The following is a 13637-nucleotide window of genomic DNA, read 5'->3' as shown; positions in this document are numbered from 1 at the left end:
ACTGTTCAATCCGCCGGGCCTGAAGCCTGGCTGCCGGAGTAACTATGAAAGACTGGCTGGACGAGATTCACTGGAACAGCGACGGTCTGGTACCTGCAATCGCTCAGGACCACAAGACTGGACGCGTACTGATGATGGCCTGGATGAACCGCGAGGCCCTGAGCCTGACGGCTTCCGAGAATCGTGCAATCTATTGGTCGCGTTCGCGTGGCAAACTCTGGCGCAAAGGTGAAGAATCAGGTCATGTGCAAAAGCTGCATGAACTGCGCCTCGACTGTGATGCCGACGTCATTATCCTGATGGTCGAGCAGATCGGCGGCATCGCGTGCCACACCGGCCGCGAAAGTTGCTTCTACCGAGTGTATGAAAATTCAGGCTGGAAGACCGTAGACCCGGTCTTGAAAGATCCTGATGCCATTTACCACGCAGGCCACTGAACATGACTGATACGCTGTCCCGCCTGGCCGAGGTGCTGGAATCGCGCAAGGATGCCGCTGCTGACAGTTCTTATGTCGCCAGCCTGTATCACAAGGGTTTGAACAAGATTCTGGAAAAGCTCGGCGAAGAGTCGGTGGAAACGATCATTGCTGCCAAGGACGCCGCCATCAGTGGCGATTGCAGCGATGTCATTTACGAAACGGCTGACCTCTGGTTCCACAGCATGGTAATGCTCGCGGCACTGGGTCAGCATCCACAAGCCGTGCTTGATGAACTGGATCGCCGGTTCGGGCTGTCCGGTCATGCCGAGAAAGCCGCCCGCACAGCTGACTGATATCCCCTTTCGAGCTTGAAATCTTTTACGAGGACCGCTTCATGGGTATTTTTGACTGGAAACACTGGATCGTCATCCTGGTTGTCGTAGTACTGGTGTTCGGCACCAAGAAACTCAAAGGCCTGGGCAGTGATGTCGGCGAGTCGATCAAGGGCTTCCGTAAAGCCATGAACGACGATGAAAAACCGGCCGAGCAGCCCGCGCCTCAACCTCAGCAGGCCCAGACTGCTCCTCCAGGTTCGCCTTTGAATCAGCCGCATACCATCGACGGGCAGGCGCATAAAGTCGAAGAGCCGATCCGCAAAGACCAGGTTTAAGCCCATGTTCGGTATCAGCTTCTCTGAACTGCTGCTTGTCGGCCTGGTGGCCCTGCTGGTACTCGGCCCGGAGCGATTGCCCGGAGCCGCGCGTACAGCAGGCCTGTGGATTGGCCGACTGAAGCGAAGCTTCAATGCGATCAAACAGGAAGTTGAACGTGAAATCGGGGCCGACGAGATTCGTCGGCAACTGCATAACGAGCACATTCTTTCCATGGAAGACGAAGCTCGCAAGATGTTCGCTCAATCCCAGCACCCTGAAGTTGCCTACGAGCCCGTCAGCCCGCAGCCTGCTCCTGCGCACGCTGAACCCGAGGCCGGCGAGCACAACCACATCGGTCCTGCCGAGCCTGCTGCTCCAAAAACCGCGCTGTCTCTGGAAAAAGTCGCGAAACCCGCTGTCGTCAGTACATCCGGCGCTACGCATTCCGTCCACGATTCGTCATTGCCACCGCGAGCACCATGAGCGCTGAAACCCCGGAAAACGATCAGCAGATGCCGCTGATCTCGCACCTCACCGAGTTGCGTACACGCCTGCTGCGCTGTGTCGCGGCAGTGTTTCTGATTTTTGCCGGCCTGTTCTACTTCACGCAGAAGATCTACACGCTGGTGTCCGCACCACTGAGGGTCTATCTGCCTGAAGGGGCAACGATGATTGCCACCGACGTGGCTTCGCCGTTCATCACGCCGTTCAAGCTGACTATGATGGTGGCGTTGTTTCTGTCCATGCCGGTCATCCTGCATCAGATCTGGGGGTTTATTGCTCCGGGCCTGTACAAGCATGAGAAGCGTGTCGCCGTGCCGCTGCTGGTGTCCAGCATCTTTCTGTTCTATGCCGGCATGGCATTCGCTTACTTCCTTGTGTTCCCGCTGATTTTCCACTTCTTCGCCAGCGTTACGCCGGAAGGCGTATCGATGATGACGGACATCGCCAGTTACCTGGACTTCGTCATGACGCTGTTCTTCGCCTTCGGCGTAGCGTTCGAGATCCCGGTGGCGGTTGTATTGCTGGTCTGGATCGGCATCGTCGATGTGAAATACCTGAAGAAAATCCGCCCTTACGTGATCATCGGCTGCTTCGTGGTCGGCATGATTCTCACCCCGCCGGACATCTTCTCGCAGACCCTGCTCGCCGTACCGATGTGGCTGCTGTTCGAACTGGGCGTATTGTGCAGTTCGATGATCAAGAAACGTGGCGAACACCCGGACGATCAGCCGGAGGATGCTGACAAGCAAGACCAGCCGCCTGCGACCACGCCGTGAACCTGCTGCTGCTTGAAGAGGCTGACTTCATTGCGGCCGACAGGGTGATTCTGCGCGACCGTCGCCTCACGCACATGCAAGAGGTGCATCGCGCAGAAGTCGGCGACAGCCTGAGGGTCGGCCAGGTGAATGGCTTGCTGGGCACCGCTGAACTGCTGCGACTGGAACCCCGCGAAGCCGAGCTGCGCGTTTCGCTGAATACAGCGCCACCGGCAAAACTGCCCCTTACGCTACTGCTGGCCCTGCCCCGTCCCAAAATGCTGCGCCGGGTTTTTCAAACCGTCGCAACCATGGGCGTTCCCAAAGTCATCCTGCTCAACAGCTATCGTGTCGAGAAGAGCTTCTGGCAGACGCCTTTCCTGGAGCCTCAGGCGATCAGGGAGCAATTGATTCTCGGGCTCGAGCAGGCGCGCGACAGTGTGCTGCCCGAGATCGTGATCGAAAAACGCTTCAAGCCATTCGTCGAAGACCGGCTGCCACAACTGGCGCTCGATACGCTGGGGCTGGTCGGCCACCCGGGAAATTTTCCAGCCTGCCCGCGTGCGGTTTCAGGTCCGGTTACCTTGGCCATCGGACCTGAAGGTGGCTGGATACCTTACGAAATCGACCTGCTGGGCAAGTCCGGTCTGCAGCCCGTACAGCTCGGTGAACGCATTCTGCGCGTCGAGACCGCCGTAACGGCGTTGCTTGCCCGTCTGTTCTAGGTATTTGTGTCGACTCAATCGCTTCAGTTAGCTGTTTGCTGGCCGATAGGGTTGAACACGTACAAGAAACACACACCTAGGAGTGGTCATGTCACGCGGGTTAACTCAAAGTCTCGCCAACGCGAGTGTCAGCTTGAAATTAGCGGTCGGCTTCGGTCTGGTCCTGTTGATGACCCTGATGATTTCAGCCACTGCCTGGGTCAGTACGCATGGCCTGATCTCCCGCGGTGACCGTGTCACGGCGATTGCCAACATCAATGAACTGACGCTGGAGCTGCGCATCAACCGCATGCGCTACGAAGCGTTGTTCAATGCCGAAACGGCAACCAACGTCGTTGGCACTCTCGACAAGCTGGACAAGGCCCTACAGGGTGCCCGGGGCATGTTGCAGACGCCCGCCAACATCCAGATGATCGACGATCAGCTTCAGTCGGCACGCGACTATCGCCAGTCCTTCTCGGAAATGACCAAGGCCATCGAGGCCCGCGAGGCCAGCCGCAGCTTGATGGGCGACAACGCCGACAAGGCGGTCGAAGCCGCCAACAAGGTTGAAGCCGAGCTGTTAAAGGCAGATAACATTCTGGCCTTCAACAATATCGTCGGGGCCAGCAAGCAGATCCAGCAGGCCCGCTTTCAGGTGCGTGGTTACACCTATAGCGGCAAACCGGAATTCGAGAAGAACGCCAACCAGGCCATCGACGAAGCGATGACCGCCATCAATACCCTGGCAGGCGATCTTCCTGCCGAGTATCTGCCGCAGCTGCAAGCAGCTATCGCGGGCCTGAAAGGCTACCGCGCTGCAGTAGGCCAATATCGTGACACCCAGGCCGCCAGCAAAGCGGCCCTGGAAAAGATGACCACGCTGGGTGTGAAGATGCTGCAAACCAGCAACGACCTAATCGCCAAACAGAACAAAAGCCGGGATGCCGAGAGTGACAACGCCGTCATGATGATTGGTCTGGCGACAGCCCTGGCGCTGGTGTTCAGCATCCTGGCCGCCTGGATCATCACCCGTCAGATCACCACCCCGCTGCAACAGACCCTGGACGCTGTAGAACGCGTCGCGTCCGGCGACCTGAGTCGCAACCTGACCATCGACCGCAAGGACGAGCTGGGCAAGCTGCAAGGCAGTATTCAACGCATGACCGTCAGCCTGCGCGAGCTGATCGGCGGGATCCGCGACGGCGTCACCCAAATCGCCAGCGCTGCCGAAGAACTGTCGGCAGTGACCGAGCAGACCAGTGCAGGCGTCAACAGCCAGAAGGTCGAGACCGATCAGGTTGCGACGGCCATGCACGAGATGACAGCCACCGTACAGGAAGTCGCACGCAACGCCGAGGAAGCCTCTGAAGCCGCTGTGGCGGCCGATCAGCAGGCCCGCGAGGGTGAGCGCGTTGTAAATGAAGCGATTGCTCAGATCGAACGTCTGGCCTCATCTGTCGGCAGTTCCAGCGAAGCCATGGGCGCGCTGAAGCTTGAAAGCGACAAGATCGGCAGCGTGCTGGACGTTATCAAGTCGGTTGCCGAACAGACCAACCTGCTGGCTCTGAACGCAGCGATCGAGGCCGCTCGTGCAGGAGAGGCCGGTCGTGGCTTTGCCGTGGTTGCTGACGAGGTCCGCAGCCTCGCGCAACGCACGCAGAAATCCACTGAAGAAATCGAAGCCTTGATCGCCCGCCTGCAAAGCGGCACCCAGCAGGCTGCTACGGTCATGGACAGCAGCCGCGAACTGAGCGCCAGCAGTGTGGACCTGACCCGCCGTGCCGGTGGCTCGCTGGAGAACATCACCAAGACCGTTTCGGCGATCCAGTCGATGAACCAGCAGATCGCCGCAGCCGCCGAACAGCAGAGCGCGACAGCCGAAGAGATCAATCGCAGCATCATTAACGTTCGCGATGTGTCTGAGCAAACCTCCGCTGCCAGTGAAGAAACCGCCGCTTCCAGCGTCGAGCTGGCACGCCTTGGCAACCACCTTCAAGTGCTGGTCAGCCGCTTCACGGTTTGACGAAAGACCGATCACTCCCGTACGCAGAACAGCCACGGGAGTGATCAACCTTCTGATTAGGTGACCTCCGTCACCTTCCGGCTTTACTCGGAAATATCCTACGACCTTCTCAGGTCACATGCCCGCTTCCCTGGCCGATGCGCTCACAACACAGGTCCTGTGCCCTTCAGGACCTGCTATTTGTTCGCATACGCAGGAGAATCGCAATGTCTGGATGGATCACCACTACGCTGGGCAACATCAGCGTCCGGCTCAAACTCTCGCTGGCCTTCGGCCTGGTGCTGCTGTTGACGCTGGCAATCACCCTTACCGGCTGGTACGGGCTGGATACGCTGATTGACCGATCCGAATCGCTGTCATCCATCGGCCAACTGAGCAATCTGACTAAAGACCTGCGCACCGAGCGCATTCTCTTCCGCGTGGAAAACACGCCACAGAATGCCTCCGCTGTCGTCGACCGGCTCAACGAGCTGGAAGCCCATCTGGCGACACTGCGCACTCAGACCGATGACTCCGACAGCGTGTCATTGCTGACCGGGCAGAGCCAGATCATCAGCCATATGGAAAAGGCCTTCGCCGAGCTGGCCCTTGATCGGGAAGCCCACGACAAGACCCGCAATCAGCTGGATCAGCGCTCGGAACAGGCTGTAAAAGCCGTGGCGCAAGTTGAAGCCGAAGTACTCAAGGCAGTCAGCCAGGAGCAAGACAACGGCGAGCGCATGGAGGAATTCACCAATTTGTCCCAACTCAAGCAGCAGATTCAGATAGCCCGCTATCAGGTGCAGGCTTACACTTTCACCGGCAAGGAGGCCGATGAAACAGCGGCCATCGCCGCTATCGATGAAGCGCTGAAGGAAATGCAGCAGATCTCCCAGGATCAGGCTGACCAGAACATTCAAGGGCTGGTGCCGGCCAGTCAGTCGCTACAAAGCTACCGCGATCAGCTGACCCGGTTCAAAGAGATACAGGTCAAACTGGAAGCGGGCCAGGAAACGCTGGAGGATCTGGGCGACAAGATGCTGAAGTCCGTGGCCGATCTGATCAGCCTGCAAAGCGCGCAACGCGACAGTGAAGCCGATGCATCACGCAAGACACTGATCTGCGTCGCAGGCCTGGCAATGCTCATTGGCCTGCTCGCGGCGTGGATCATGACCCTGCAGATAACAGCACCGCTGCGCCAGACGCTGGTTGCTGCGGCGCGCATCGCTCAAGGCGACCTCAGCCACGACCTGGCAACCGGACGCCGTGATGAAATGGGCGAGTTGCAAACCAGCATGCAGGCCATGACGATCAGCCTGCGTGAATTGATCGGCGGTATCGGCGATGGCGTTTCACAGATCGCCAGCGCGGCCGAACAACTGTCGGCGGTGACCGAGCAAACCTGCATGGGGGTCAATACGCAAAAGGAGGAAACCGATCAGGTCGCCACGGCCATGAACGAGATGGCAGCCACCGTGCAGGAAGTCGCCCGCAACGCGCAACAAGCATCTCAGGCGGCGGCGCAGGCCGACCAGCAAGCGCGGGAGGGGGACGGCATCGTTGGGCAGGCCATTGAAGAAATAGAGCAACTGGCGCGCGAAGTGGTCAATTCGACTCATGCCATGAATCAACTCAAACAGGAAAGCGGCAAGATCGTTGGCGTTCTCGACGTGATCAAATCGGTCTCGCAGCAAACCAACCTGCTCGCCCTGAACGCCGCCATCGAGGCGGCAAGAGCGGGCGAAGCCGGACGCGGGTTCGCGGTTGTCGCCGACGAAGTACGCAGCCTGGCGCAACGTACCCAGAAATCCACAGAAGAGATCGAGGAACTGATAGCTGCTCTGCAGACTGGCACACAGCAGGTGGCGACGACGCTCGACAGCAGTCGCAGCCTGACCGACAACAGCGTCGATCTGAGCCGCAAGGTGGGCAAGGCACTGGAAGAGATCACCCGTACCGTCGGCACCATTCAACACATGAACGAGCAGATCGCCACGGCCAGTGAAGAACAAAGCGTTGTGGCCGAGCAGATAAACCGCAACGTCATCAGCGTGCGCGATATTTCCGAGCAAACGGCATCGGCCAGCGATGAAACCGCAGCGTCCAGCATCGAGCTGGCCAAACTGGGCACCCACCTGAAAGCTCTGGTCGGGAAGTTCAGGGTTCAGTAAACCTGCGCAGCAACCCCGCACGCCATCGGCTGGTAAAAAACCACCATAAAAAAAAGACCCCTGAAGCAATGCTTCAGGGGCCCTTTTCACACCGGATGACCTCAGGCCAGGACCGGCTCCGACGCTTGCCTGAGCGGCTGCAATGGCAGCAGCGGCGCATGCGGATCGGCTTCGATGGACGCTCTCCAGGCCGCCAGCCACTCTTCGTGGCCGTCGCTCCAGACCAGCTCATGCAAGCGGCCCAGCGCCACCGGATCACTCAACAGCATCAGACGTTCATGATTGCTGAGTTTTTCCGGTCCGACTTTCAGAGCCTGATCGACGCGCTCCATACGGACCACCTCAATCGGCTGCGCCTGACGGTGACGCGACGTTGCCAATGCACAGGCCAGGGCGTTCTGCTGTGGATCAACCACGGCGCGAATGAAGCCCTCCTTCAGTGCATGCCAGCGATTTTCGTGGGTGTACTGATCGGTGGAGATCAACTCTTGCGGCGGCTCGAACTCTTCCGGAATCAGGAAGAACTTCTCGTCACGCGCCTTGAGGCCCAGATTGGTACGGCTGGAGATCACCGACACCGGAATCGACAGCATCAACGAACCCACGATAGGCGCCAGCCACCACAGGAAGCTTGGGTTCAGCCAGGCAACCAGCGCAGCCCAGCACGCGCCCAATAACGTCTGCGGACCGTGACGCTTGACGGCTTCGATCCATGGCGTGGAGTCGTCGTCACGTTGCGGAGAGTTCCAGGTCGCCGCCCAGCCCAGGAAAGCAGCCAGTACGAAGCGGGTGTGGAACAGCATGCGCACCGGTGCCAGCAGCACCGAGAACAGCATTTCCATCAGCATCGAGAGCGTGACCTTGAACTTGCCACCGTAGCCTTTCGCGCCTTTGGCCCAGATCAGAATGACACTGAGCAGTTTAGGCAGGAACAGCAGGACGATCGTGGTCGAGAACAGGGCAACGGCTTTTTCCGGGTGCCACTGTGGCCATAGCGGATACAGCTGACGCGGCTCAAGGAAGTAGGTCGGCTCCATGAGTGTGTTCACAGCCAGCAAGGCGGTGGACAACACGAGGAAGAAGAACCACAACGGTGCCGACAGGTAAGACATTACCCCTGTCAGGAATACTGCACGGTGAACCGGGTGCATGCCCTTGACCAGGAACAGCCTGAAGTTCATCAGGTTGCCGTGGCACCAGCGGCGGTCACGCTTGAGTTCGTCCAACAGGTTGGGCGGCAACTCTTCGTAACTGCCCGGCAAGTCATAGGCAATCCAGACACCCCATCCAGCACGGCGCATAAGCGCAGCTTCGACGAAGTCGTGGGACAGAATCGCACCGGCGAATGCGCCTTTACCGGGCAACGGCGCCAGGGCGCAATGCTCGATGAACGGCTTCATGCGGATGATCGCGTTGTGGCCCCAGTAGTGGGATTCACCCAACTGCCAGAAGTGCAGGCCAGCGGTGAACAACGGACCGTAGACGCGGGTCGCGAACTGCTGCATGCGGGCATACAACGTATCCATGCCCGAAGCACGCGGCGCAGTCTGAATGATACCGGCGTCTGGAGTAGCCTCCATCAGGCGGACCAGACTGGTCAGGCATTCGCCACTCATGACGCTGTCAGCATCCAGCACGACCATGTAGCGGTATTCACCGCCCCAGCGACGGCAGAAGTCGTCGAGGTTACCGCTCTTGCGCTTGACGCGACGGCGACGGCGACGATAGAAAATCTTGCCGAAACCACCTGCCTCACGGCAGACGTCGAGCCAGGCTTGCTGCTCGGCAACGGCGATATCCGTGTCGTTGGTATCACTGAGCACGAAGAAGTCGAAACGATCCAGGTCACCCGTGGCCGCTACCGACTCGAACGTTGCACGCAAACCGGCAAACACGCGAGGCACGTCTTCATTGCAGATCGGCATCACCAACGCGGTGCGAGCACCGACTTCGATCGGCTCATTACCGGCGCTGGCACCCGAAATACGATACTTGTCGCGGCCGGTCAGCAGCTCCAGAAAGCCCATCAATGCGGTCCAGAAACCGGCCGACACCCAGCAGAACAGGATGCCGAACAGCAACAGGATGCTGGTCTGCAAGGCATATGGCAGCACCTGCATGACCGTCTGCATGAAGGTCTGGCGCGTGATTTCATCGAGCGAAACCAGCGACCAGCCCTGATACGGCAGAATGCCCTTCATGTACCAGCCAGCAACAATCGTCTGGCCGAGCATGAGAATCAGCAGGATGTAGCGGCGAATCGAACCCACGGTGCGCCAGCGCGACTTGGGCAAGTCACGAGGCAGATCGCTGTGGTCCGGCTTGGGCGGGTTGGTCTTGCCGGTCAGGCGCCTCCAGCCACGCACCAGAATGTTGGTACGCCACGGCTCCGGGACCACCTTGGTCCGGCGAATCGGAGGCGTTGCCTTCAGGCACAGACGACCGCTTGCATCGACGCCGAGCATCTCGGCGTCCTGCAGTTCATCCGCTGTCGCCAGCGTCAGACGGCGACCCACCGAAGCCTGAGCGGCCTCGGCAGGATCGGTGATCGGCTGCGCCGAAAGGCGTTCATGCAACTCGGCGAAGGTCTTGCAGCTGGCAAGTTCTGCCCGCTGCTCGTCGCTCATCGGTAAATGCGCCAGGTACTCGTTCAAGGACACTGGCACCGGTAGAGAATTACTCATCGCTTGGCAACTGATAGCTCCAGGTCTCGGTCATGACTTGCAGCGTCTTGGCCGGTTCCGGATGGGTGGGTGCTGCCTCGGTTTCAGGCTGCTTGGTCTCTTTGGCGTCCTTGTCCTTGTCCTTGGCGGCATCCGCTTTCGCGACGTCAGCCTTGGCGGCATCTTTGGCTGCGTCAGGCTTGGCAGCTTCAGGTTTGGCGGCTTCAGGCTTCGGCGCATCAGGCTTGGCAATCTCTACCTGATCATTGGCGGTGTCTTTGACTTCCGTCGAGGCAGCTGGTTTGGCAGCGTCCTTGGCCAGGGTCTTCTTCTCGATTTCCTTGGTGACGGCTTTCTTCTCTTCGCCCTTGTCGGAAACCAGCAGAGCGGGTTCCTTGCCAGGTTCGGCCGGGATCTCACGCAACAGGTAAGCACGCATTTCAGTCGGCTTGCCAGAATCCTTGACCTTCACACGCAGCGTCAGGCGATAGCCTTTGGTGACCGGGTTGTAGCGCAGGTTGTTCTCGACCAGCTCGACGTTGTCGTCGGTAGTCACCTGGCTGCGAATGGTCTTGTCTTCCGGCAAGGCGGCCAGCACAGGGCCAACGAAGTCGATCAGGAAGGCCAGGCTACCGTCAGGCTGGCGGATCAGGTTGGACTGACGCACGTCACCGATAGAGCGCTGAGTCTGCTTGACCCAACCCAGATCCGGGGAGTGAATCGAATTTTCCTGCATGGTCCAGTGCAGACGGTAATCGAACTGCATCATTTCGCCTGGTGCGGCCAGGGTGTCCGGCTTCCAGAACGCTACGATGTTGTCGTTGGTTTCGTCGGCAGTCGGGATCTCGACGAGATCGACAGTACCTTTACCCCAGTCACCTTTTGGCTCGATCCAGGCGCTTGGGCGCTTGTCGTAGCGGTCGTCCAGGTCTTCATACTGGCTGAAGTCACGGCCACGTTGCAGCAGACCGAAGCCACGCGGGTTTTCAACCGAGAAGCTGCTGACGGAAAGGTGTTTCGGGTTGTTCAACGGACGCCACAGCCACTCACCGTTGGCAGCCTGAATCGACAGGCCGCTCGAATCGTGGAGTTCGCGACGGTAGTTAGGCACACGCGAAGGCTGGTTGGCGCCGAACAGGAACATACTGGTCAACGGTGCAACACCCAGCTTGGTGACCTTGTCACGCAGGAACATGCGCGATTTGACGTCAACGAGTGTGTTGGTGCCCGGGCGCAGCGTCAGCTGATAAGCACCGGTAGCACGAGGCGAATCCAGCAGCGCGAAGATCACCAGATGATTGTCATCCGGGCCTGGCTTCTCGATCCAGAATTCCTTGAAGCGCGGAAACTCTTCGCCCGACGGCAACGCGGTGTCGATGGCCATGCCACGTGCGGACAGGCCATAGACCTGACCCTTGCCGATCACGCGAAAGTAGCTCGCGCCGAGCATGGTCATGATCTCGTCCTGCTTGTCGTCCTTGTTGATCGGGTACAGCACACGGAAACCGGCATAACCCAGTTTTTCAGTGGCTTTAGGGTCGATCTTGAGGTCGCCGAAATCGAAACGACTGGCGTCGTACTTGATTTCCTCGACAGTCGTCGCGGTCACTTCGTTGATTTTGACCGGCGTGTCGAAGTGCATGCCCTGGTGGTAGAACGACAACTTGAACGGAGTCTTGTCGCCTGCCCACTCTGCCTTGTCTTCACGGAAGCGGATCTTTTGATAATCCGCGAACTTCATGTCGCGCAATTCATTGGGCAGGTTGCTCCGCGGAGCCTCAAACTTCTGCCCGGCCATTTCTTTGGCTCTGGCCGCTACATCATCCAGATTGAACGCCCACAGCTGGCCTGCACTAAACAGGCAGACCAGAGCCGAGCTTGCCAAAAGCGCACTACGCAACCGCTTGACAGGTGTTTTTGGAGCATCACAGGGACTAACAATCACGAGCAACCCTCGCCGAAAACAGATGAAAAAACCAACGGCCAGCTATTGAATGCCAGGTTGGCGAGCATTGTTCCGACCCTGAATGGGCTTAATGATTCCCCAACCCAGTGCCAGAACCGCTTTTGTCATACTTGATGGACCCACTCACGCAGGTCCCAGTAGCGCGCGATTATCCAGTAGCGCGCGCCGCAACGCATCAGGTATGACAAAGAATTTAACTCCCTTTGAGCGAATAAATCCGGGGGAGTAGATGAAATCGTAGCTTAAGTATCCAACAGGAATGTAACCGGCCCATCATTGACCAGATGCACCTGCATATCCGCACCAAATTGGCCCGCAGCCACTACTGGATGCGCGATCATGGCCTGATTCAACAAATAGTCAAACAGCTCCGCACCCAAAGCGGGCGGCGCTGCTTTTGAAAAGCTCGGACGCATGCCACTTTTGGTGTCGGCAGCCAGTGTGAATTGCGACACCAGCAACAATCCGCCTGCTACATCGCGCAACGAAAGATTCATCTTTCCATCCGGGTCGCTGAATACCCGGTAGTTGAGCAGCTTATGCAGCAACTTATCGGCACTGGCCCGGGTGTCTTGAGGCTCTATGCCTACCAATACCAGAATGCCCTGATCGATCGACCCTACAACTTCCCCATCCACTTCGACGCGTGCGCCACGCACGCGCTGCAACAAACCTTTCATATCGACGCTTCCAGACCTGCAATGAATGCCGGGAGGCTCACGCCTCTTCCGGCGGAAGATCCAGCAAACGACCGGCAACCTGCGCTGCGGCCCGCACCAGTGCATCGGTGATACCAGGCTCGGACGCCGAGTGCCCGGCCTCGCGAATCACCTGCAGTTCACTGTTGGGCCACGCCTGATGCAGCTCCCAGGCATTATCCAATGGGCAGATGACATCGTAACGACCGTGAACAATGATGCCCGGCAAATGCGCGATCTTCGGCATGTCACGGATCAACTGGTTCTCTTCCAGAAACGCGTTATTGGTGAAGTAATGGCACTCGATACGCGCAATGGACAACGCCCGTTGCGGCTCGGAGAAGCGATCGACAACCTGAGGATTGGGGCGCAAGGTTGCGGTGCGGCCTTCCCAGGTGGACCACGCCTTGGCGGCGTGCATCTGAGCGATCTGGTCCGGTCCAGTGAGGCGTTTGTGAAATGCCGCGAGCAGGTTGTCACGCTCGTCCAGCGGAATAGGCGCAACATAGTCCTGCCAGTAATCCGGGAACAGGCGGCTGGCACCGGCCTGGTAGAACCAGTCGATCTCTTGCTGACGCGCCAGGAAAACCCCGCGCAGAATCAGCGCATGCACGCGGTCCGGATGGGTTTGTGCGTAGGCCAGCGAGAGCGTCGAGCCCCAGGAACCACCAAACAGCACCCACTTTTCAATGCCAAGGTGCTCGCGAATGCGCTCAAGATCCTCTACAAGATGCCAGGTGGTATTGTTTTCAAGGTTCGCATGCGGTGTGGAACGACCGCAGCCGCGCTGATCGAAAGTCACGATGCGGTAAAGGTTGGGGTCGAAGTAACGACGGCTTTGCGCGTCGCAACCCGAACCTGGCCCACCGTGAATAAAGACCACAGGCAAACCTTCGGGCGAACCGCTTTCATCTACATAGAGCACATGCGGTTGTTCCACGGCCAGATCGTGCCGGGCGTAGGGTTTGATCTGCGGGTACAAAGTCTGCATACGTGCTCCATAAGTCCAATTCAGAGGCTTCTATTATTCTGCCGTTGGGCATCATAAACCCGAAACGAGGAATGAGCATGCTGCACGTTGCCGATCCGGATGGAACGA

12 protein-coding genes and 2 pseudogenes are annotated in these 13637 nt (G+C 58.6%); 10 read left to right on the top strand and 4 right to left on the bottom strand.

The genetic code is table 11. The features are described 5' to 3' along the window. Positions 1–44 precede the first annotated feature (44 nt). The 10 genes and pseudogenes from hisI (at position 45) to KDX37_RS29640 (ending at position 7211) form a co-directional block, all read left to right on the top strand. Entirely contained in the window at positions 45–437 is a 393-nt protein-coding gene (hisI, locus tag KDX37_RS01550; RefSeq protein ID WP_003414224.1) for a phosphoribosyl-AMP cyclohydrolase, read from the top strand. A 2-nt stretch (positions 438–439) separates the two neighbouring features. Further along, positions 440–772 carry a phosphoribosyl-ATP diphosphatase gene (locus KDX37_RS01545; RefSeq protein WP_096767103.1) on the top strand — a complete coding sequence of 111 codons (333 nt, stop codon included), beginning with the start codon at positions 440–442 and terminating at the stop codon, positions 770–772. Between the two features lie 41 nt (positions 773–813). Then, positions 814–1089 (top strand): twin-arginine translocase TatA/TatE family subunit, encoded by a 276-nt coding sequence (locus KDX37_RS01540; protein WP_231650870.1) that lies wholly within the window; start codon positions 814–816, stop codon positions 1087–1089. Positions 1090–1093: 4 nt separating this feature from the next. Continuing rightward, a complete protein-coding gene (gene tatB / locus KDX37_RS01535) occupies positions 1094–1555 on the top strand; it encodes a Sec-independent protein translocase protein TatB (RefSeq protein ID WP_231650868.1) in 462 nt (153 codons plus the stop codon). Further along, positions 1552–2352 (top strand): twin-arginine translocase subunit TatC, encoded by an 801-nt coding sequence (gene tatC, locus KDX37_RS01530; RefSeq protein ID WP_231650866.1) that lies wholly within the window; start codon positions 1552–1554, stop codon positions 2350–2352. The genes tatB and tatC overlap by 4 nt, the downstream gene beginning before the upstream one ends. Then, a complete protein-coding gene (locus tag KDX37_RS01525) occupies positions 2349–3056 on the top strand; it encodes a 16S rRNA (uracil(1498)-N(3))-methyltransferase (protein ID WP_231650864.1) in 708 nt (235 codons plus the stop codon). The genes tatC and KDX37_RS01525 overlap by 4 nt, the downstream gene beginning before the upstream one ends. A gap of 88 nt (positions 3057–3144) precedes the next feature. After that, positions 3145–4206, top strand: a pseudogene (locus KDX37_RS29985) (methyl-accepting chemotaxis protein); the annotation flags it as partial. After that, positions 4198–5061: a methyl-accepting chemotaxis protein gene (locus KDX37_RS29980; protein ID WP_455127247.1), complete on the top strand. Its 864-nt coding sequence runs from the start codon at positions 4198–4200 to the stop codon at positions 5059–5061. The pseudogene KDX37_RS29985 and the gene KDX37_RS29980, both read left to right, overlap by 9 nt. 137 nt (positions 5062–5198) lie before the next feature. Beyond that, positions 5199–6353: pseudogene (locus tag KDX37_RS29645) on the top strand (methyl-accepting chemotaxis protein); the annotation flags it as partial. Then, positions 6336–7211, top strand: a complete 876-nt coding sequence (locus tag KDX37_RS29640) for a methyl-accepting chemotaxis protein (RefSeq protein ID WP_406641098.1) — start codon at positions 6336–6338, stop codon at positions 7209–7211. The pseudogene KDX37_RS29645 and the gene KDX37_RS29640, both read left to right, overlap by 18 nt. Positions 7212–7312: 101 nt before the next feature. Here the strand turns inward: KDX37_RS29640 and mdoH are convergent, their stop codons facing one another. From mdoH to pip, 4 genes are all read right to left on the bottom strand, one after another. Then, on the bottom strand, positions 7313–9895 hold the full coding sequence (mdoH, locus tag KDX37_RS01510; protein WP_231650858.1) for a glucans biosynthesis glucosyltransferase MdoH: 2583 nt from the start codon (positions 9893–9895) through the stop codon (positions 7313–7315). Continuing rightward, complete coding sequence (locus KDX37_RS01505) at positions 9888–11825, bottom strand: glucan biosynthesis protein G (protein ID WP_319941630.1); 1938 nt, start codon at positions 11823–11825, stop codon at positions 9888–9890. The genes mdoH and KDX37_RS01505 overlap by 8 nt, the downstream gene beginning before the upstream one ends. Positions 11826–12082: 257 nt before the next feature. After that, positions 12083–12520 (bottom strand): D-aminoacyl-tRNA deacylase, encoded by a 438-nt coding sequence (dtd, locus tag KDX37_RS01500; RefSeq protein ID WP_231650856.1) that lies wholly within the window; start codon positions 12518–12520, stop codon positions 12083–12085. Positions 12521–12557: 37 nt separating this feature from the next. After that, a complete protein-coding gene (gene pip, locus KDX37_RS01495) occupies positions 12558–13529 on the bottom strand; it encodes a prolyl aminopeptidase (RefSeq protein ID WP_231650855.1) in 972 nt (323 codons plus the stop codon). Between the last annotated feature and the right edge of the window lie 108 nt (positions 13530–13637).

It is taken from the genome of Pseudomonas californiensis, from assembly GCF_021147775.1.
GTDB lineage: Bacteria > Pseudomonadota > Gammaproteobacteria > Pseudomonadales > Pseudomonadaceae > Aquipseudomonas > Aquipseudomonas californiensis.
This window is presented reverse-complemented; position numbering and strand designations above follow the sequence as displayed.